General features: G+C 68.6%; 20 protein-coding genes. 16 read left to right on the forward strand and 4 right to left on the reverse strand.

Going from position 1 to position 20,249, the window contains the following annotated elements:
* Positions 1-38: 38 nt before the first annotated feature.
* Positions 39-1,424: a pyridoxal phosphate-dependent decarboxylase family protein gene (locus BLP88_RS10950; protein ID WP_074589147.1), complete on the forward strand. Its 1,386-nt coding sequence runs from the start codon at positions 39-41 to the stop codon at positions 1,422-1,424.
* 26 nt (positions 1,425-1,450) lie between these two features.
* On the opposite strand, the gene BLP88_RS10955 is transcribed toward BLP88_RS10950, so the two are convergent.
* The 3 genes from BLP88_RS10955 to BLP88_RS10965 all read right to left on the reverse strand — a co-directional run bounded on the left by BLP88_RS10955 (position 1,451) and on the right by BLP88_RS10965 (position 4,757).
* Complete coding sequence (locus tag BLP88_RS10955; protein ID WP_074589148.1) at positions 1,451-2,473, reverse strand: aminoglycoside phosphotransferase family protein; 1,023 nt, start codon at positions 2,471-2,473, stop codon at positions 1,451-1,453.
* Positions 2,474-2,909: 436 nt separating this feature from the next.
* Positions 2,910-3,638 carry a VIT1/CCC1 transporter family protein gene (locus tag BLP88_RS10960; RefSeq protein WP_074589150.1) on the reverse strand — a complete coding sequence of 243 codons (729 nt, stop codon included), beginning with the start codon at positions 3,636-3,638 and terminating at the stop codon, positions 2,910-2,912.
* Between the two features lie 51 nt (positions 3,639-3,689).
* Positions 3,690-4,757 (reverse strand): DUF4439 domain-containing protein, encoded by a 1,068-nt coding sequence (locus BLP88_RS10965; RefSeq protein ID WP_245679842.1) that lies wholly within the window; start codon positions 4,755-4,757, stop codon positions 3,690-3,692.
* Between the two features lie 165 nt (positions 4,758-4,922).
* Between BLP88_RS10965 and rimP the strand changes: the two genes are divergently transcribed.
* From rimP to BLP88_RS11040, 15 genes are all read left to right on the forward strand, one after another.
* Positions 4,923-5,531 carry a ribosome maturation factor RimP gene (gene rimP, locus BLP88_RS10970; protein ID WP_074589151.1) on the forward strand — a complete coding sequence of 203 codons (609 nt, stop codon included), beginning with the start codon at positions 4,923-4,925 and terminating at the stop codon, positions 5,529-5,531.
* Positions 5,531-6,511, forward strand: a complete 981-nt coding sequence (nusA, locus tag BLP88_RS10975; protein ID WP_074589152.1) for a transcription termination factor NusA — start codon at positions 5,531-5,533, stop codon at positions 6,509-6,511. The genes rimP and nusA overlap by 1 nt, the downstream gene beginning before the upstream one ends.
* A 175-nt stretch (positions 6,512-6,686) precedes the next feature.
* Positions 6,687-7,040 (forward strand): YlxR family protein, encoded by a 354-nt coding sequence (locus tag BLP88_RS10980; protein WP_074589153.1) that lies wholly within the window; start codon positions 6,687-6,689, stop codon positions 7,038-7,040.
* A gap of 152 nt (positions 7,041-7,192) precedes the next feature.
* Positions 7,193-10,018 carry a translation initiation factor IF-2 gene (gene infB, locus BLP88_RS10985; RefSeq protein WP_074589155.1) on the forward strand — a complete coding sequence of 942 codons (2,826 nt, stop codon included), beginning with the start codon at positions 7,193-7,195 and terminating at the stop codon, positions 10,016-10,018.
* Positions 10,019-10,254: 236 nt separating this feature from the next.
* Positions 10,255-10,764 carry a 30S ribosome-binding factor RbfA gene (rbfA, locus tag BLP88_RS10990; RefSeq protein ID WP_074589156.1) on the forward strand — a complete coding sequence of 170 codons (510 nt, stop codon included), beginning with the start codon at positions 10,255-10,257 and terminating at the stop codon, positions 10,762-10,764.
* 30 nt (positions 10,765-10,794) lie between these two features.
* Complete coding sequence (locus BLP88_RS10995) at positions 10,795-11,271, forward strand: nucleoside deaminase (protein ID WP_074589157.1); 477 nt, start codon at positions 10,795-10,797, stop codon at positions 11,269-11,271.
* Between the two features lie 14 nt (positions 11,272-11,285).
* Complete coding sequence (gene truB, locus BLP88_RS11000) at positions 11,286-12,206, forward strand: tRNA pseudouridine(55) synthase TruB (RefSeq protein ID WP_074589158.1); 921 nt, start codon at positions 11,286-11,288, stop codon at positions 12,204-12,206.
* A 2-nt stretch (positions 12,207-12,208) separates the two neighbouring features.
* Positions 12,209-12,562 (forward strand): hypothetical protein, encoded by a 354-nt coding sequence (locus BLP88_RS11005; RefSeq protein ID WP_074589160.1) that lies wholly within the window; start codon positions 12,209-12,211, stop codon positions 12,560-12,562.
* A gap of 1 nt (position 12,563) precedes the next feature.
* Positions 12,564-13,040, forward strand: coding sequence for a hypothetical protein (locus tag BLP88_RS11010; RefSeq protein WP_074589161.1), 477 nt, complete (start codon positions 12,564-12,566; stop codon positions 13,038-13,040).
* A gap of 97 nt (positions 13,041-13,137) precedes the next feature.
* Positions 13,138-14,148 (forward strand): bifunctional riboflavin kinase/FAD synthetase, encoded by a 1,011-nt coding sequence (locus BLP88_RS11015; protein ID WP_074589162.1) that lies wholly within the window; start codon positions 13,138-13,140, stop codon positions 14,146-14,148.
* The gene (gene kynA, locus BLP88_RS11020; protein WP_074589164.1) at positions 14,145-14,999 is read left to right on the forward strand and encodes a tryptophan 2,3-dioxygenase; all 855 of its coding nucleotides are present in this window, start codon (positions 14,145-14,147) and stop codon (positions 14,997-14,999) included. Before BLP88_RS11015 ends, kynA begins: the two co-directional genes overlap by 4 nt.
* A gap of 176 nt (positions 15,000-15,175) precedes the next feature.
* Complete coding sequence (gene rpsO, locus BLP88_RS11025; RefSeq protein ID WP_070350904.1) at positions 15,176-15,445, forward strand: 30S ribosomal protein S15; 270 nt, start codon at positions 15,176-15,178, stop codon at positions 15,443-15,445.
* Positions 15,446-15,688: 243 nt separating this feature from the next.
* Positions 15,689-17,932: a polyribonucleotide nucleotidyltransferase gene (locus BLP88_RS11030; RefSeq protein ID WP_074589166.1), complete on the forward strand. Its 2,244-nt coding sequence runs from the start codon at positions 15,689-15,691 to the stop codon at positions 17,930-17,932.
* Positions 17,933-18,087: 155 nt separating this feature from the next.
* Complete coding sequence (locus BLP88_RS11035) at positions 18,088-19,431, forward strand: M16 family metallopeptidase (RefSeq protein WP_074589168.1); 1,344 nt, start codon at positions 18,088-18,090, stop codon at positions 19,429-19,431.
* Positions 19,432-19,511: 80 nt separating this feature from the next.
* On the forward strand, positions 19,512-19,973 hold the full coding sequence (locus tag BLP88_RS11040) for a DUF1579 family protein (RefSeq protein WP_074589295.1): 462 nt from the start codon (positions 19,512-19,514) through the stop codon (positions 19,971-19,973).
* A gap of 6 nt (positions 19,974-19,979) precedes the next feature.
* Here BLP88_RS11040 and BLP88_RS11045 read toward each other — a convergent pair whose 3' ends face one another.
* The gene (locus BLP88_RS11045; RefSeq protein WP_074589170.1) at positions 19,980-20,246 is read right to left on the reverse strand and encodes a MoaD/ThiS family protein; all 267 of its coding nucleotides are present in this window, start codon (positions 20,244-20,246) and stop codon (positions 19,980-19,982) included.
* Positions 20,247-20,249 lie beyond the last annotated feature (3 nt).

Here is a 20,249-nt window from a genome sequence, read left to right on the forward strand (position 1 = left end):
CCATGTCTTCCCGCTGCGCACAGGCGTAGCATGCTCCCATGTGGGCCGATTCCGGTGAGTACGAGCGGGTTCTCGGGCGCGCGGCGGAGCACGCCAAGGCATGGTTGCAAGCGCTGCCGGCACGGCAGGTCAGGCCATCGAAGACGGCGGACCAGGTCAACTCGGCGTTCGGCGGTCCCCTGCCCGCTGAGGGCATGGATCCTGAACAGCTCATTGATTTCCTGGCGCGCAATGCCGAACCCGGGCTAATGGCCATGCAATCCGGCCGCTTCTTCGGTTGGGTGATCGGCGGGACACTGCCCTCGGCCATGGCCGCGGACTGGCTGGTCTCGGCCTGGGACCAGAACACCGGCCTGCGTTTTGCTTCGCCCGCGACGGCGGCGATCGAACAGGCCGCGGGCCAGTGGCTGCTGGAACTCCTCGGGCTGCCGGAAGGCTCCGACGTCGGCTTCACCACCGGGGCGAGCATGGCCAATTTCACGGCCCTGGCGGCGGCGCGGTGGCGCCAACTGGAGGCCGCCGGCTGGGATGTGAACGCCAACGGCCTCAACGGCGCTCCCGTGCTGCGTGTCCTGGCAGGAGCCGAACGGCACGAGAGCCTGGACATGGCGCTGCGCTTCCTGGGTCTCGGCGCGCCCGAAGTGGTTCCGGCGGACGCCCAGGGCAGGATCGAAGCCGCGGCCCTGCGCCGGGCGCTCGAGAGCGGCAAGGGGCCCGCCATCGTGTGCCTCCAGGCAGGCAACATCCATTCGGGCGCGTTCGATCCTTTCCCCGAGGCCATCGCCGCCGCGAAGGAACATGATGCGTGGGTTCACGTCGACGGCGCCTTCGGCCTCTGGGCGGCCGCGGTGCCCGAATTGCGGCCGCTGTGGGACGGGGTGGCCCTGGCTGATTCCTGGGGGACCGACGCCCACAAGACCCTGAACGCTCCGTACGACGCCGGGATAGTGGTGGTGCGCGACGTCGCCGCCCTGCGCCCTGCCATCGGCATGCACGCCGAATACCTGCCCCAGGAGGACCACGGTCCGGGGGACCCGATGGAAAAGTCCCCGGAACTGTCCCGCCGCGCCCGCGGGGTTCCGGTCTGGGCAGCGTTGCGTGCATTGGGGGCCGACGGCGTCCGCGCCCTGGTTGCCGGGCGTGCGGCCTGCACGGCGGATCTGGCGGCCCGGCTCGCCGACGTGCCCGGCGTCGAGGTGCTCAACGACGTTGTCTACACCCAGCTCTCGCTGGCCTTCGGCAGCGACGCCCGCACCCGGGCCGTGACCGAGTACATCATGGCCGACGGCCGGGTGTGGATGTCCGGATCGCGCTGGCACGGGCGGGACATCCTCAGGGTTTCGGTCAGCAATTGGTCCACCGACAGTGATGACATCGACACCTCAGTGCAGACCATCAGGGACGCCCTCGCCGCGACCGCCTAGCTGAGGGCGGCTGGATTTCTGGGCGCTTAACGGAGGGCCGCGCCGCCGGGTTCCGGCAGTTCGTGGGCGGCAGGCAGGCCCTCCAGGGTCCGCCCGGCCAGGGTGCTGGCTACCCACAGGGAGCGGGCGAGGTCGCCGTCGTGCCCGGGCTTCGCGGCGGACCACAGCGCGTTCTGCACCTCCCTGGTCAGGCTCCATTGCCGGGCCGTTTCCGGGTCCAGGCCGGCGGCGTTGCTGAAGTCGGTGCACCGTTCCAGCAGCGCCAGTTCGGGGGAGGACCGCGGCAGTTCGGCGATCCGGTTCCACAGCACGGGGGCAACCCCGAACTCGGCCTCGCCGATCACCGGCTGCGGATCGATGGCACGGTAACTGCCGGCGTCGGGCACAGCGCCGGTGCCGGGAAGGGGAAGGATGTTCATGAAATGCAGGTCGGCGTGGACCAGGACGTCCCGGCCTGCCCGCCGGCCCACGGCGCCGCGGGTCTGGCACACCTCCAGGGCCGCTTCCAGGAGCCAGCGGGGGAAGGGCCGGCCCAAGTGCTCCCACTCGGCCGGAAGCTCATCGCTCCAGCGCTCGGCCTTCGCCGCCGCGTGCTCGAACTCCTCCCAGGCGGGGCCGTCGGCGGCATCGATGCTGAGTTGCCGCACCACAGATCCCCATACGTCCCGTGCGCGGTCCAGCGGGGCATCCTGCAGCCAGCGGCCGGCGTCGAGCCTTTCCAGGAGCATGGAACAGCTGTCCTGGTCCGCTTCCAGCAGCCGCACGGCGCCGTGCCCGTTCCACAGGGCGAGGGCGCGGGACTCCACCACGGCTTCCGGATGCGGGAACGCCACTTTGAGCACGGCTGGCGCGCCGTCCCGCAGCACGGGCAGCACCACTCCGCCGTGGCCGTTCCAGGGCTCCGCCCCCGGCGGCAGGTCGGCGGTGAGCCCCCAGCGTTCCAGACCGGCCTCGAGGTGTCCCGGGAGCGCCGCAAGCCATGCCCGTCCCTCCGCGGTGCGCGAATAGCGCGCCCGCAGGTCAGCCGGCACCGGAATATGGCTCCTCATACCTGCCAGACTATCCCCACCGCCCTCCCGGGCCGCGGAAGCCGGGCTTGTCCAGCGCCGGGGTCCGGGCCAGGGGCGGGAGGGCTCTGCGCCCGAGAACCTGGGGATCTTCGCCTTTGGGCGGACAACGCCGTGCCCTGGGCCCCCGGACATGTCGTACGAGGAGTACAAAGTTGCCATCCAGTACGACGGCGGCCACCACGCTACGCCGGCCCAGCGCCGCAGCGACATCAGCCGTGACGAGGGACCGGAAGGCTCTCCTGGAACGCGGCTGGGACCCCGGTCCAGCCTGAGACCAGGCGCCTGAGCGCGCCGGTCAAGCTATTGCCATTTGTGGTCGCTCTGAATGCCGGTTTCCGACAAGAAACGGCAAACGGGTGCCCCCGCCCCAGGCCGCATCGTTAAGCAACGCCAGGCCCTTTCGGAACCGGCAGCCTCAGATGACCCCGGTCGACCCCAGCAGGCTGCCCAGGCTGAACGTCGCGGCGAGGGCAAGGGCGCCGCCGAGCACCACCCGGACGGCGGCCCGGGTTCTGGAGCTGCCGCCGATCCAGGCACCCACCGCGCCGGTCAGGGCCAGCGCCAGCAGCACCGAGGCGAACGTCAGCGGAACCCGCAGGGCCGGCGGCGGGAGCAGGATCGACACCAGGGGGAGCAGGGCGCCCAGGGTGAAGGCGACCGCGGAGGCGAACGCCGCGTGCCACGGACTGACGATGCCGTCCTCATCAATGTTCAACTCGGCGGACAGGTGGGCCGCCAGCGCGTTGTGCGCCGTCAGTTCCTTCGCCACGGTCCACGCAGTCCCGGAGCTCAGCCCCTTGGCCTCGTAGATGGCGGCGAGTTCGGACAGCTCCTCTTCGGGCTGTTCTTCGAGTTCCCGGCGCTCCTTCTCGATCAGGGCCCTCTGGCTGTCGCTCTGGCTGCTCACCGACACATACTCGCCCAGCGCCATGGAAACGGCACCGCCCAGCGCGCCCGCGGCACCGGCGGCCAGGATCGCACCGGTGTTTGTGGTGGCACCGGCGACGCCCACCACGATCGCCGCCACGGAAACAATCCCGTCGTTGGCCCCAAGCACTCCGGCGCGCAGCCAGTTCAGCCTGCGGGCAAGATCGTTCTCGTGCGGTTCGTTGTCGTGGCGTGCGGCCTTTTCGGTGGATGCCATGGCTCCAGCCAAGCACTCCACGGCCGCAGGCGCCAGCAAAGCAAGGCTGGCCTACGGCGCCGGAGCGGCCGTGCTTCCGGGCAGTTCCGGCAGGGCCGCAGGGTCAACCGAGAGCCCCGGCAGGGCTCCGGACAACGTCCCCCAGGACTCCATCCGGCGGGCGCTGTCCAGCAGGCCGGCGATCGCCCAGTTCCGGGTCCCGCCGTCGGACAGGGCCACCAGTTCACCGTAGGCCGGAAGGGCCGCCGATTCCTGTTCCCCGAGCGCCGCCGCCTGGGACGCGAAGCCGGCCGGCAGCCGGTACCCGGCCTCGCGCGGCGGCGGTTCGGTGCACAGTTGCCGGGCCAGGGCTTCGGCTTCACGCAGAAGGTCCTGGTGGCCGGCCAGGTCCCGCGCCGCCGTCGCCGCCGCTGTTCCCTCCAGCCGCGTGCGGGCCACCTGATAGATATACACGGCTTCCTGTTCGGCGCGCACGACGGCGGCCAGCGCCTCGCCGGGGCCGGGAGCCCCCGCGTCGTCCGTCGCAGTGCTTGGCGCCGCGGTGCTGCCACCGGCGGGGCAGGAGGCCTCCGGTGAAGATGAGGACGGCGCGGGGGAGGACAGCGCGGGGGACGACAGCACAGAGGAGGACGGTGCGGGGGACTCCGGCAGCGCGGGTTGGGCGGGTAGGGGCAGCCCCCATGCCCGGGCGAGCCGCCCGGACTCCAGCAACTGCGCCGTGCCGACCGCGGCGAGCAGGCGGGCCGTTCCGCCGTCGCTCTTTCCGGCATCCGCGAGGCGCTGTGCGGCACTGCGGGCCAGCCCGCCGAGGAAGGCCGCCTTGCCGGCCGGGGCGGACGGGGCTGACGAAACGGCACCCGAGGGGGCGGCGGACGCCGGAGCGGGCGCAAGCAACGCCCGGGCCTGGCTTTCCAGCAGGGTCACCGTGGCCGGCGAACTGCCCGCGGCACTCGCACCATCTAGCAGGGCGCGCGTTTCCGCGTAGGCGGTTGCCCGTGCCGTCTCGGAAAACGGGGGCTCCGGATCTGGCTGTTCCCGCGAGGGCAGCAGCACCACTCCGGTGCCGAGGACGAGAACTGCGAGCAACGACACAAGCAGGGCCTTCACCCAGCGGGGCATCCCTTGATTTTCCGCAGGGCGCTCCGGATTTTCCGCACTCTCGTCATTCACAACAGTCCATGGTGTCATGTGCGGGGGCCGCCGGAGGAACCGCGGTGCACCACCCTGTCCTGAAACTCGATACCCTAGTACTCACAACAACATCGAACGGGAGGCGGCTGGCCAGTGAGTCATTCGGAAGCCAGGACTTCAACAGACCAGGCTGGAGCGCAGGCGGCAGGCGCCGGGAACCCCGAAGAAAGCAGGCTCAAGGCCCTGCTGGAGCCCGTGGTCCAGGCCAACCGGCTGTACCTCGAGGACGTCACGGTCCAGGTGGCGGGCTCGCACCGCACCGTCCAGGTGGTCATCGACCTCCCGCAGGAGGAAACCGGCGGCGTGAGCCTTGACGTCATCGCTGAAATCTCCCGGGCCTTGTCCGACGTGCTGGACAACGATCCGCACGACGACGGCCGGCCCTACGACCTCGAAGTCTCCTCGCCCGGCGTCTCGCGCCCGCTGACCGAACCCCGCCACTGGCACCGCGCCCGCGGCCGCATGGTGAAGGTCAACGTCATCCAGGGCGAGAACGTCACCGGAAGGATCCAGTCCGTCGACGACGACGGCGTGACCCTGATCCCGGAACTCGAGGTCAAGAAGGGGATGAAGCCCAAGCAGGGCGACCCCGTGAAGCTTTCCTTCGACAGGATCCGGCAAGGAAAAGTCGAAATTGAATTCAGCCACCTCGACGAGGCCGGGCTGGCAGACGAGCACAACGGACCTTCCGAGGAGGCCTAATGGATATTGACATGAGTGCGCTGAGGCTCCTGGAGCGAGAGCGCGAGATCCCCCTTGACCTCCTGATCCCCACCATCGAGCAGGCCCTTCTGGTGGCCTACCACAAGACGCCCGGCGCCTACGAGAAAGCCCGCGCCGAACTGGACCGCAAGAGCGGCCACGTGACCATCTGGGCCACCGAGTTCAACGACGACGGCGAAGCCGTCGGAGAGTTCGAGGACACCCCGGCCGGGTTCGGCCGGATCGCGGCCAGCACCGCGCGCCAGATCATCCTGCAGCGCCTGCGCGACGTCGAGGACGACAACGTCCTGGGCGAGTTCAAGGGCCGCGAGGGCGAACTGGTGGCGGGCCTGATCCAGCAGGGCAACAACCCGCACATGATCCAGGTCAACCTCGGCACCGTCGAGGCACTCCTGCCTCCGCCCGAGCAGGTCCCCGGCGAGAAGTACACACATGGCAGCCGCCTGCGCGCCTACGTGGTGGACGTGCACCGCGGCGCCAAGGGTCCCTCCATCACCCTGTCCCGTTCGCACCCCGGCCTGGTCCGGAAGCTGTTCGAACTCGAAGTGCCGGAGATCGCTGACCGCTCGGTGGAGATCGTCGCGCTGGCCCGCGAAGCCGGCCACCGGACCAAGATGGCCGTCAAGGCCAACGCCGCGGGTATCAACGCCAAGGGCGCCTGCATCGGCGAAATGGGTTCCCGCGTGCGCGCCGTCATGACCGAACTGAACGACGAAAAGATCGACATCGTCGACTTTAGCGAGGATCCGGCCACCTTCATCGCCAACTCGCTCTCGCCGTCGCGTGTGAATTCCGTCACCATCATCGACGAATCCACCCGCTCCGCCCGCGTGGTGGTCCCGGACTACCAGCTCTCGCTCGCCATCGGCAAGGAAGGGCAGAACGCCCGCCTCGCCGCCAAACTCACCGGCTGGCGCATCGATATCGTCTCCGACGCCGCGCAGGGCCAGGGCAACTAGGCGGCCCGCGGCTTTCCCCGGAAACCCGGGCCGGACCTGCGCGGATTCGGTGGCCGGGCTCCCGGGGGACTAGACTGGTTAGGGCCGGGCTTGCGTCCGGTATCCGTTTTCCTTGGCGCCGTTTACGGTCGTGCCGGGAAGCAGGAACGAAGAAGGACGGGTTAGGGCACTGAGGATGGTTGAACACCCAGTGGCCGCACCCGTTTCACGCGGGCACCAGCCCGTGCGGACCTGCATCGGATGCCGGAAACACGGAACCCGGAATGAGCTGATCCGGCTGGTCGCCGAAGGCGGCAGGTCTCCCGTCGTCCTGGTGGATGTACGACGCCGGATGGCTGGCCGGGGTGCGTGGCTGCACCCCAGCGGCAACTGCCTGATGCTGGCAACCAAACGGCGCGCTTTCGCCCGTGCCCTCGCGGGCGCGAACGACACGGCCGCCGTCGAACGCTACCTTGCAGGCATGCCACCCGCGGAGGCTCCGGCCCCCACGGAACAACCGTCCAAACCTGAAAGCGGGTCAGAAAACTGATGGAAACCCGATGAGTTCCCAGCGATGAGTACGCAACGATGACAACTTTGTTGCGCTCTGCACAGGGCCTTTCAGCTGCATCCGCGGCGGAGGTCCGCAGTAAGAAGTAGACGGTTCGTACCTGGCTCGGTGCGGACCGAGACAGGAGAAAAGTGGCCAAGTACCGCGTCCACGAGCTCGCGAAAGAGCTCGGAATCACCTCCAAGGAAGCAGTGACAAAACTGCAGGAACTGGGCGAATTCGTCCGTTCCGCTTCCTCCACCATCGAAGCTCCCGTTGTGCGGAAGCTTCGCAATGCCTACCCGGGTGCGGGTGCAGCCCCGGCAGCAGCGCCTGCGGCCCCCGCCGCCCCGAAGGTTCCGGCAGCCTCGAACGCACCGGCAGCCCCCGCTGCTTCGCGTCCCGGTCCGGTTCCCGGCCCGGCCGCACCCAAGGCCCCCGCTCCGGCAGCCCCTGCTGCTCCGGCGGCAGCCAGCGCCGCGCCCGCGGCAAACCCGGTATCCGCCAAGCCCGGTGCCCGTCCGGCACCCCGCAGCGAAGCTCCCGCTCCGGCACGTTCGGGCCAGGCTCCGCGCCCCGGCGGCCCGCGTCCCGGCAACAACCCCTTCGCGACGTCCCAGGGCATGCCCCGCGGCCGCGGTGAAGGCGACCGTGCTCCGCGCCCGGGCAACAACCCCTTCGCAACCTCCCAGGGCATGCCGCGTCCCGGCGGCGCACGCACCGAAGGCGAACGCCCCGGCGGTCCGCGTCCCGCCGCTGCAGGCGCCGGCGGTCCCCGCCCGGCAGCCGGTGCCGGCGGCCCGCGCCCCGGCGCTCCGCGTCCGGGTGCACCCCGTCCGGGTGCTCCGCGCCCCGGCGGCCCCCGCCCGACCCCGGGCATGATGCCTAACCGCACCGAACGCCCCGCTCCCGGAGCAGGCCGTCCGGGCGGTGCCGGACGTCCCGGCGGCCCCGGCCGTCCGGGCGGTGCTCCCGGCACCGGCGGCGGCGGAGCTCCCGCAGGCGGCGGTTTCGGCAAGGGCGGCCGCGGCCGCGGCGGCACCCAGGGTGCCTTCGGCAAGGGCGGCGCAGGCCGTGGCAAGCAGCGCAAGTCGAAGCGTGCAAAGCGCCAGGAACTGGAGCAGATGAGTGCTCCGTCCCTGGGCGGCGTTTCGGTGCCCCGCGGCGACGGCAGCACCGTTGTCCGTCTCCGCCGCGGCTCCTCCATCACGGACTTCGCCGACAAGATCGAGGCAAACCCCGCCGCGCTGGTGACCGTGCTGTTCCACCTCGGTGAAATGGCCACCGCCACGCAGTCCCTCGACGAGGACACCTTTGCACTGCTGGGTGAAGAACTGGGCTACAAGGTCCAGGTCGTCTCCCCGGAAGACGAAGAACGCGAGCTGCTGGATTCCTTCGACATCGACCTCGAAGCCGAACTGGAAGCCGAAGGCGACGACGTCCTCGAGGCGCGCCCGCCGGTTGTCACCGTCATGGGCCACGTCGACCACGGTAAGACCCGCCTGCTCGACGCCATCCGCAAGACCAACGTGGTGGCGGGCGAACACGGCGGCATCACCCAGCACATCGGTGCCTACCAGATCAGCCACGAGCACGAAGGTGCGATGCGCGAGATCACCTTCATCGATACCCCGGGTCACGAGGCGTTCACCGCCATGCGTGCCCGTGGTGCGAAGGTCACCGACATCGCCATCCTGGTGGTCGCAGCCGACGACGGCGTCATGCCGCAGACGGTGGAAGCGCTCAACCACGCCCAGGCGGCCAACGTGCCGATCGTCGTCGCGGTCAACAAGATCGACAAGGACGGCGCCAACCCGGACAAGGTCAAGGGCCAGCTCACCGAGTACGGCCTGGTTCCCGAAGAATACGGTGGCGACACCATGTTCGTTGAGGTCTCTGCCCGCCAGAACCTGAACATCGAGGACCTGATCGACGCCGTCCTGCTCACCGCGGACGCCGCGCTGGACCTGCGCGCCAACCCGGACAAGGACGCACGAGGCATCGCGATCGAAGCCAACCTGGACAAGGGCCGCGGTTCCGTGGCCACCGTCCTGGTGCAGTCCGGCACCCTGGCCGTCGGCGACACCATTGTCGCCGGCACCGCCCACGGCCGCGTCCGTGCAATGTTCGACGAGGACGGCAACGCCCTGGACATTGCACTGCCGTCCCGCCCGGTCCAGGTGCTCGGCCTGTCCAACGTGCCGCGCGCCGGTGACACCTTCCTGGTGACCCCGGACGAGCGCACGGCCCGCCAGATCGCCGAAAAGCGTGAAGCAGCCGACCGCAACGCCGCCCTGGCCAAGCGCCGCAAGCGCATCAGCCTGGAAGACTTCGACAAGGCCGTGGCCGAAGGCAAGATCGACACCCTCAACCTCATCCTCAAGGGTGACGTCTCCGGTGCCGTGGAAGCCCTCGAAGACGCCCTGCTCAAGATCGATGTGGGCGACGAGGACGTGCAGCTGCGTGTCATTCACCGCGGCGTGGGTGCCATCACCCAGAACGACGTCAACCTCGCCACCGTGGACAACGCCATCATCATCGGCTTCAACGTCAAGCCGGCCGAGCGCGTTGCCGAACTGGCCGACCGTGAAGGCGTGGACATGCGCTTCTACTCGGTCATCTACTCGGCGATCGACGACATCGAGCTCGCACTCAAGGGCATGCTCAAGCCGGAATACGAAGAATTCCAGCTGGGCACCGCCGAAGTCCGCGAAGTCTTCCGTTCCTCCAAGTTCGGAAACATCGCCGGCTCGATCGTCCGTTCCGGCATCATCCGCCGCAACACCAAGGCCCGCGTCCTGCGCGACGGCAAGGTCATCGGGGAGAACCTCTCCGTCGACTCGCTCAAGCGCTTCAAGGACGACGCGACCGAGGTCCGCGAAGGGTTCGAATGTGGTATCGGCCTGGGGTCCTACAACGACCTCACCGAAGGCGACATCATCGAGACCTTCGAGATGCGCGAAAAGCCGCGCGTCTAGGGTAACTGTCGGCTGGGGTGCCTCCGAGTTTTGAGGGCGCCCCGCCCCTACGCCGGGCGGCCTGGGATCTGCGATCCCGGGCCGCCCGGCTCCGGTAGGCCCGATGCCACTCCCGGGCGCCCCCAAAACTCTCCGGCATCGTCATAGACTCACCTCAAGTGCGCGGCAGCTCACGGCAAGGTCCCAGAAAGGGCCGCCAGTCGCCGTCGTACCCCAGATTTTTCTTAGGAGTGGAAATGGCTGATCCGGCACGTGCTGCGAAATTGGCGCAGCGGATTAAGGTTGTTGTTGCCGAGGCATTGGGCCGGCGGGTCAAGGATCCGCGCGTGGAGTCCATCACCATCACGGATGCCCGGGTCACCAACGATCTCCAGCACGCCACCGTGTACTACACCGTCTTCGGTGACGACGCCGCGCACTCCGATGCCGCCAAGGCACTCGAGAAGGCCAAGGGCGTGCTGCGGCAGGAAGTCGGCCGCAACATCACCGTGCGCCTGACCCCCACCCTGGAGTTCGTCCCGGACATGGTGCCCGTGAACGCCTCCAACCTGGAAGAACTGCTGCGCACCGCCAAGCAGCGCGACGCCGAGGTGGCCGCCCTCGCGGCAGGTGCCACGCACGCCGGCGACGCCGACCCCTACAAGAGCGACCCTCCCCGCGATGAAGACACCGACGAGGACGACTTCGACGAAGAGGACATCGACCTCCGCGCCGACGAGGACATCGACGAGGACAACGGCCGCTAGACAGCGCACCGGGGCCGCTAAGATCGGACCATGACTGCGGACCCTGATCCCGGACGCTATCTCGAACACGCCATCCGGCTCGCCGTGCAGAACGTCGGTGACGGCGGCGGGCCGTTCGGCGCCGTCGTCGTCACCGCGGACGGGACCGTCCACGAAGGCAGCAACCGGGTCACCCGCGACAACGACCCCACCGCGCACGCGGAGGTGGTGGCCATCCGCCGGGCCGCAGCGGCCAGCGGCAGCTTCGACCTCAGCGGCGCCGTCCTCTACGCCAGTTGCGAACCCTGCCCGCTGTGCCTGTCCGCAGCCCTGTGGGGCAGGATCGAGCGTGTCTACTTCGCCGCGGACCGGCACGGCGCCGCCCGCGCCGGATTCGACGACGCCGTGTTCTATGAATACTTCGACGGCAGCCGCCCGGACCTGCTGCCGGTGCAGCACGCAGAGGTCGACGGCGCCGACGAACCTTTCGACGCCTGGCGGCACAACGAGAACCGCACGGAGTACTAGATATACTGGGAGGCGTGCTTTCTGGACTGGTGATTGTCGACAAGCCGCAGGGATGGACCAGCCACGACGTGGTTGGACGGATGCGGAGGCTGGCCGGTACCCGGAAAGTCGGCCATGCGGGGACCCTCGACCCCATGGCCACCGGCGTCCTCGTCCTCGGCATCAACAAGGCCACGCGCCTGCTGAGCTTCATCGTCGGCACCACCAAGAGCTACTCCGCCACCATCCGGCTGGGTGAAGCCACTATCACCGACGACGCCGAAGGCGACGTCACCGCCGCCCACAGCGCCGGCGCGGTGACGGACGAAGCAATCCAGCGCGGCGTCGCAGCCCTCCGCGGAGACATCCAGCAGGTCCCCAGCAGCGTCAGCGCCATCAAGGTCAACGGAGAACGCTCCTATGCGCGCGTCCGCTCGGGCGAGGAAGTGAAGCTCGCCGCCCGGCCGGTCACCATCCACCGCTTCGACGTGCTGGACATCCGCAGGATCGACGGCGGACGCGTCGTCGACGTCGACGTCGAGGTGGATTGTTCCTCCGGGACATACATCCGCGCCCTGGCCCGCGACCTCGGCGAGGCGCTCGGCGTCGGCGGCCACCTCACGGCCCTCCGCCGCACCAAGGTGGGACCCTACACCCTGGACCAGGCCCGCACCCTGGAGGAGCTCGCAGAGGAGCTGGACGTCCTGGAGATCTCCCGGGCCGCCCGCGCCCTGATGCCCAGCCGTGAACTCAGCGACGCCGAGAGCATAGAGATTTCCTACGGCCGCCGCATCGCTGCCGGTCCCGCCGCCGGGACACCGGAAGCGGCCACGCCGGACAACCCCGTGGCCGCCTTCGCTCCCTCCGGGGAACTGGTGGCACTGCTGGCAGACTCCGGCAACCACGCCAAGCCGGTCCTTGTCTTCACGCCCGGCAACGAGAAGGCGGCCGGCTGAGCGTGGACGGTTACTTCTATTCGGTGCTGGCCGTCGGTCTGCTCTCCACCGTCATCTGCCTCGTCGCGGGCCTCATGAAAAAGGCCCCCAACGACATCACCATTCTCTCGGTAGCCGCCGTCGAACTCGTCCTGCTCGTCTACCTGGTGGGCTCCATCGTCCGGGTGGTCGCGGGGGAGCGGATCTCCGGGGAAGCCTGGGAGTTCTGGGGCTACCTCGCCACCGCCCTCATGCTCCCGCTGGGCGCCGTCTACTGGTCCATCCTGGAACGGACCCGCTGGAGCAACTTCGTCCTCGCCGCCGTCGGCGTCACCGCCTTGGTGATGGCCGCCCGCATGAACCAGATCTGGTACTGACATGAAAGAAACACCGAAGGTGTCCACTGAGACAACGCCCAAGAACGCGGAAGAAAGCGGCCAGGATACCCGGAACACCGGCCCCGGGCGGCTGCTGATCGCCGTCTACGCGGTGTTCGCGATCTCTGCGACGGCCCGCGCCGGCTACCAGATCGCCACCAAGTTCGCCGAAGCGCCCCTGGCGCACGTCCTCTCGGCCTTCGCGGCACTCGTGTACGTGGTGGCCACGATTTCCCTGGCCAAGCCCGGCCGCACCTGGTTCAAGGTGTCCCTGGCCGCTGTCCTTGTGGAACTCGTGGGCGTGATCGTGGTCGGCGCCTTCAGCCTCTTCGACCCCGTCGCCTTCCCGCACGACACCGTCTGGTCCCTCTTCGGCCGCGGCTACGGCTTCGTGCCCCTGGTGCTGCCGGTCCTTGGCCTGCTGTGGCTGAACAAACGCCGGCCGGGCAGGGCAGACACCCGGGTGAACGGGCAGTAACCGAACGGGTACCCTTAGAGAGTTCCGGCGCCGGACCAGGCCGCCGGGTCATAGTGAACAGCAGTGATTGGCTGAACAGCAGCAAAAGGCGAGGTTGATGGTCCACATCTGGAACGATCCCAGCGAAGTCCCCGAAGACTTCGGCCCCAGTGTCGTTACCATCGGAAACTTTGACGGTGTCCACCGCGGGCACCAGGAGGTCCTGGCGCACCTCCTGAGCACCGCCGCGCAGCGCGGCAACCGCTCGGTCGTCGTCACCTTCGACCCGCACCCGGCGCAGGTCCACCGGCCGGAATCGGCGCCGGAACTGCTGATGGGACTGCAGGACAAGCTGGACGCCCTGGCCGGGACCGGCGTCGACGCCGTTTTGGTGATGAAGTACAACCTCGACCTGGCCGCCATGACCCCCGAAGAATTCGCGCGCGGCGTCCTGGTGGACGGGCTGCGCGCGGCCCACGTGGTGGTGGGGCATGACCTGCGTTTCGGCGCGGGCAACTCCGGCGACGTGGTCACCATGCAGGAGCTCGGCACGGTCCTCGGCTTCGGCGTCACCGTCGTCAACGAGTACGGGGCCGGCGGAGCCCCGCTTGAAGACGACGGCGGCAGCTGGCACGACGGCGACAACGGCCGCCGCTGTTCCTCCACCTGGGTCCGGGAGGCCCTCGCCGAGGGCGACGTCGCCACTGCCACCGCGGTGCTCGGCCGCCCGCACCGGATGCGCGGTGAAGTCGTCCACGGTGCCGCCCGCGGCCGCGCCCTGGGTTTCCCCACCGCCAACCTTTCGCACGACGCCACCGGGTACGTTCCCGCCGACGGCATCTACGCCGGCTGGCTGATCGACGCAACCGGCGTCCGCTGGCCGGCCGCCATCTCCGTCGGGTCCAACCCGACCTTCGACGGCGTGAGCCGGCAGGTCGAGGCGCACGTGATCGACCGTCCCGAGGAAGCCGTGGAGGCCTTCGACCTGTACGGGCAGACCGTCGTCGTCGAGTTCACCGCCCGGCTGCGTGGCATGGTCGCGTACCGCGGACCCGAGGCGCTGGTGGAGCAGATGCGCCTGGACGTCGTCCAGGCCCGGGACATCCTGTGTGGCGAAGGAGCCAAATGAGCATCGAGAAGAACACCCGCCCCCTCGAGGACGGAATCGTCCGGGACTTCAGCACCCGGATGAGCTACGGCTCCTACCTGCAGCTGCCCGTGCTCCTGAGCGCGCAGCAGCCGGTCAGCCAGCCCGAACACCACGATGAGCTGCTGTTCATCATCCAGCACCAGACCACCGAGCTGTGGCTGAAGCTGGTGCTCCACGAACTCCGCAGCGCCGCGGCCTGGCTCCGTTCCGACGATCTCGGCGCAGCCCTCAAGGCCATCGCGCGGGTCAAGCACATCCAGAAGACTCTCACCGAGCAGTGGTCGGTGCTGGCCACCTTGACGCCCACGGAATACTCCGAATTCCGTGCCTACCTGGGCAACTCCTCCGGGTTCCAGTCCGCCCAGTACCGCGCGGTGGAATTCGCGCTCGGCAACAAGAACGCCAAGATGATCCCGGTGTTCGACTCCGACCCGGAGTCCAGGGCCATGCTCGAAGAACTCCTGCACGCCCCGAGCATCTACGACGAGTTCCTGGCCTACCTGCACCGGCAGGGCTTCGACGTGCCCGCGTCAGTGCTGGACCGGGACGTCACGCAGGCCCACGAATTCGCCCCGGAACTGGTGCCGCTCTTCAAGCACATCTACGAGAACGCACAGGACAACTGGGGCGCCTACGAAGCCTGCGAGGAACTGGTGGACCTCGAGGACAACTTCCAGCTGTGGCGCTTCCGCCACCTGCGCACGGTCCAGCGGACCATCGGCATGAAGGCCGGAACCGGTGGCTCCAGCGGGGTGTCCTTCCTGCAGAAGGCCCTCGAGCTGACCTTCTTCCCGGAGCTCTTCGCCGTACGCACCGAAATCGGCCGCTAGCCCGCCGGTCCGGCAATTCCCGTGTTTCGACAACACGCGCGGGCTGCCGGTAAACTGGTCGATGGTTCGGCTGCAGTCCGTGGCGGCTGGACCTGTTGTGTGCGCGGCCACCGCCACCCAGCAACCCGGCAGTGAAGCGCTGACTCGGGACGCACGGCACAACTCTAGGAGTTCATGTGGCACTCGACGCCGCTGTAAAGCAGTCCATCATCAAGGAATACGCAACCTCCGAAGGCGACACCGGTTCGCCCGAGGTCCAGATTGCTGTCCTGACTCAGCGGATCAAGGATCTGACTGAGCACATGAAGGAGCACAAGCACGACTTCCACACCCAGCGCGGCCTGCTCGCACTGGTCGGTCGTCGCAAGCGCATGCTGACCTACCTGAAGAACGTTGACATTGCCCGCTACCGTTCGCTCATCGAGCGTCTCGGCCTGCGCCGCTAGTTTGACTGAGGGCGGCCCGATCCCCAGGGAACGGGCCGCCCGCTTCACGCAATAACTACATCCAAGGAAATCAACCGCATCGCGCATTCGCGGTCCTCGGTAGTGATCCCCGGGAACGTCCGTCCAGTCCGACGGCGGAGCCCGAGGGTCTCGATCGATGACCGGGTGTCGTACAGGCTCGGAACAGACCGGCCTGGGTTGATGCGGCGGACTTCCGCTATCAAGAAACGGAGGTGACTCTCAATGGAGGGTCCCGAAATCCAGTTCTCCGAAGCCATCATCGACAACGGCCGCTTCGGCAAGCGTGTCATCCGCTTCGAAACCGGCCGCCTCGCCAAGCAGGCCGCCGGCGCCGCGATGGTCTACATCGACGACGACACCGCCCTGCTGTCCGCCACCACCGCCGGCAAGTCCCCGCGTGAAGGCTTCGACTTCTTCCCGCTGACCGTGGACGTCGAAGAGCGCATGTACGCCGCCGGCCGCATCCCGGGTTCGTTCTTCCGCCGTGAAGGCCGCCCGTCCACCGAGGCCATCCTGGCCTGCCGCCTCATGGACCGCCCGCTGCGCCCGGCCTTCGTCAAGGGTCTGCGCAACGAGGTCCAGATCGTCGTCACCGTCCTGGCCATCAACCCGGACGAGCTCTACGACGTGGTGGCCATCAACGCTTCCTCCATCTCCACCCAGCTCTCCGGCCTGCCGTTCTCCGGCCCGATCGGCGGCGTCCGCGTCGCCCTCATCGCTGACGAGCAGGGCAGCCAGTGGGTTGCCTTCCCGAAGCACTCCCAGCTTGAGAACGCCGTGTTCGACATGGTGGTTGCCGGCCGCATCGCCGGTGACGACGTCGCGATCATGATGGTCGAAGCCGAAGCCACGGACAACTCCTGGAACCTCATCAAGGAACAGGGCGCCACCGCCCCCACCGAAGAGGTCGTGTCCGAAGGCCTCGAGGCCGCCAAGCCGTTCATCAAGGCACTGTGCGAGGCCCAGGCCGACCTGGCTGCCCGCGCCGCCAAGCCCACGGTCGAGTTCCCGATCTTCCTGGACTACCAGGACGACGTCTACGCTGCCGTCAAGGCCGCCGCCGAGGACAAGCTCGCGGCCGTCTTCCAGATCGCCGACAAGCAGGAGCGCGACAACGCCTCCGACGAGCTCAAGGACGAGGTCCTCGCAGCCCTCGCCGGCGACTTCGAAGGCCGCGAGAAGGAACTCTCCGCAGCGTTCCGCTCCGTCACCAAGCAGGTGGTGCGCCAGCGCATCCTCAAGGACCAGGTCCGCATCGACGGCCGTGGCCTGACGGACATCCGCCAGCTCACCGCCGAGGTCGAGGTCCTGCCCCGCGTGCACGGCTCCGCGATCTTCGAGCGCGGCGAAACCCAGATCATGGGCGTCACCACGCTGAACATGCTCAAGATGGAGCAGCAGATCGACTCCCTGTCGCCGGAGAAGACCAAGCGCTACATGCACAACTACAACTTCCCGCCGTACTCCACCGGCGAGACCGGCCGCGTCGGCTCCCCGAAGCGCCGCGAAATCGGCCACGGCGCCCTCGCCGAGCGCGCCCTGGTTCCGGTGCTGCCCAGCCGCGAGGAATTCCCCTACGCCATCCGCCAGGTGTCCGAGGCCCTCGGCTCCAACGGTTCGACGTCGATGGGTTCCGTCTGTGCCTCCACCCTGTCGCTGCTCAACGCCGGTGTGCCGCTGAAGGCTCCGGTTGCCGGCATCGCCATGGGCCTCGTTTCCGACGAGGTCGACGGCCAGACCCGCTACGCCGCCCTGACCGACATCCTGGGCGCCGAAGACGCCTTCGGTGACATGGACTTCAAGGTCGCCGGTACCTCCGAGTTCGTCACGGCCATCCAGCTGGACACCAAGCTCGACGGCATCCCGGCCTCCGTCCTGGCCGCCGCCCTGAAGCAGGCCCGCGAAGCCCGCCTGCACATCCTGGACGTCCTGAACGCCGCGATCGACACCCCGGACGAGCTCTCCGAGTTCGCACCGCGCGTCATCGCCGTCAAGATCCCGGTGGACAAGATCGGCGAGGTCATCGGTCCCAAGGGCAAGATGATCAACCAGATCCAGGAAGACACCGGCGCCGACATCTCCATCGAGGACGACGGCACGGTCTACATCGGCGCCACCAACGGTCCGTCTGCCGAAGCAGCACGGTCCGCGATCAACGCCATCGCCAACCCGCAGGTCCCGGAAATCGGTGAGCGCTACCTGGGCACGGTCGTCAAGACCACCACCTTCGGCGCCTTCGTCTCCCTGACCCCGGGCAAGGACGGCCTGCTGCACATCTCCGAGCTGCGCAAGCTGGCCAACGGCAAGCGCGTGGACAACGTCGAGGACGTCGTCTCCGTCGGCCAGAAGGTCCAGGTGGAAATCACCAAGATCGATGACCGCGGCAAGCTCTCCCTCGCCCCGGTTGTGGCCGAGGAAGAAGGCACGGCCGCCGAGGAAGCACCCGCCGGGGAATCCGCCGAATAGGCACTCCCGGCACAGGCCGCGGGGCCGGTGGTACGTCCACCGGCCCCGCGCCGTTTTTAACCCGGACGCAATATCTCCGGACCCACGCGGAAGCTGCCCCTGCCGCTGCTACCATGGCAGCCAGATCGGGCCCGCCCGCAAACCGAAAGGCTTTGATGACTGTCGTACCTCTCCCGCTTGAGCAGACCCTGCCCGGAGGCGAACTGATCCACGGCGCCGAGGGCGGCTCCGTCGTCCGGCGCTCGGTGCTGCCCGGCGGGGTGCGGGTACTGACCGAGGCCATGCCCGGGCAGCGCTCGGCCACCATCGGCTTCTGGGTGGGCGTGGGGTCCCGCGACGAGGCCGAAGGGCAGCACGGCTCCACCCACTTCCTGGAACACCTGCTGTTCAAGGGAACCAAGCGGCGCACGGCCCTGGAGATCGCCTCGGCCTTCGACGAAGTGGGCGGCGAATCCAACGCGGCCACTGCCAAGGAAAGCACCTGCTACTTCGCCCGGGTCCTCGACTCGGACCTGCCCATGGCCATCGACGTCATCGCGGACATGATCACCGGCGCCGTCCTGGACCCGGCAGAGCTGGAGCAGGAACGCGACGTCATCCTCGAGGAAATCGCCATGGACAGCGACGACCCCACCGACGTCGCCCACGAAAAATTCGTCGCCGCCGTGCTCGGCGTGCACCCCCTGGGCCGGCCGATCGGCGGGACCCCGGCCGCCATCAAGGGCGTGTCCCGGGACTCGGTCTGGGAACACTACCGGCGCTACTACCGTCCCGACGAACTGGTCATCACCGCCGCCGGCGGGCTGGACCACGACGTCGTCTGCCGGCTCGTGACCGAGGCGCTGCGGGCCGCCGGGTGGGAACTGCAGGAAGGCGCCGCGCCGGTGGAACGCCGCTCCACCGAACGGGCGTCGATCACCGGAACCGCCGGACTGCATGTGGTTAAGCGACCGGTGGAGCAGGCCAACATCATCATGGGCTGCCCCTCCCTGGTGGCCACCGACGAGCGGCGCTTCGTGATGAGCGTCCTGAACGCCGTGCTGGGCGGGGGCATGTCCTCGCGGCTCTTCCAGGAGATCCGGGAGAAGCGCGGCCTCGTGTACTCCACGTACTCCTTTGCCTCCTCCTACGCCGACGCCGGCTATTTCGGCATGTACGCAGGCTGCACGCCGTCGAAGGTCAAGCAGGTCCTGGAACTGCTGGGCGCCGAGCTGGACAAGCTCGCCGCCCACGGCATCACCGACGAAGAACTCAGCAAGGCCGTGGGCCAGCTGAGCGGCGGGATCGTCCTGGCCCTGGAGGACACCGGTTCGCGGATGTCACGACTGGGCCGGGCCGAGCTGGTGTCCGGCGAGTTCCAGGACATTGACGAGACCCTGAGCAGGATCAAGGCCGTCACCGCCGCCGAGGTCCAGGACCTGGCCCGTGAGCTCGCCGCCTCGCCGCGCACCGTCACCGTGGTGGGGCCTTTCGAGGAAAGCGAAACCTTCGGCCTCTGAGCCTGTGCTCCGGCGCACACGTCCGTCCCGGAACGGTGGACATGTCCGCCGGGCAGGCAGAAGATGGGGCCGGAGGCATCATGCGCGATCAGCGGCACGTGTCCGCGGCTGAATCCCTGGAGGCGTTCCTCGGCCGGTGGCGGGGGAGCGCGGAGCTGGCTGCGTCACCGGCGGGTCCTGCCCGCACGGTCGAGGCCGAGCTCGTCTTCACCAAGGCTGCCGGGGGCCACGCCGTCGTACAGAGCTACCGGCACCTGGAAGCCGACGGCTCGCACTTCGAAGGACACGGCGTGTTCACGGTGGACCCGGACCACGGTGACACCCTCTGGTACTACGTGGACAGCATCGGCAAACCGCCCGAAGCCCCCGCCCGCGGCCACTGGCACGGGGGCACGCTCACCCTGGAGCGGCACAGCCCGCGCGGCACCTCACGCCACAGCTTCCGGCTCGACGGCGCGGAACTGGTCCACAGCGGCAGCCTCCGCATGGGGACCGCGCCGGAGTTTACCCGGTTCCTGCACGCCCGCTTCCGGAAGGCGTGAGGAAGACTATCCGCCCGCGAACGGCGGGAGGACGTCGACGACGTCGTCAGCACCCAGCGGTGCCGAACGGTCGCGGACGGCGACTTCGTTGCGCAGGAAGCTGCTGCGGGCGATGATCCGCTCCAGCGGAGGCGTCCCGGCCGGGGGTACAGCGCGTTCGACGGCGAGCAGCGCCTCGAGCAATTCGGTCAGGCTGCTGCCTGCGGGCAGGTGGTGGTGTTCTTCTTCGACGCCGGCCGCGGAACGTGCGGCAGCGAAGTAGCGTACGAGCAAGGT

This window comes from Arthrobacter cupressi (assembly GCF_900099975.1).
Classification (GTDB): domain Bacteria; phylum Actinomycetota; class Actinomycetes; order Actinomycetales; family Micrococcaceae; genus Arthrobacter; species Arthrobacter cupressi.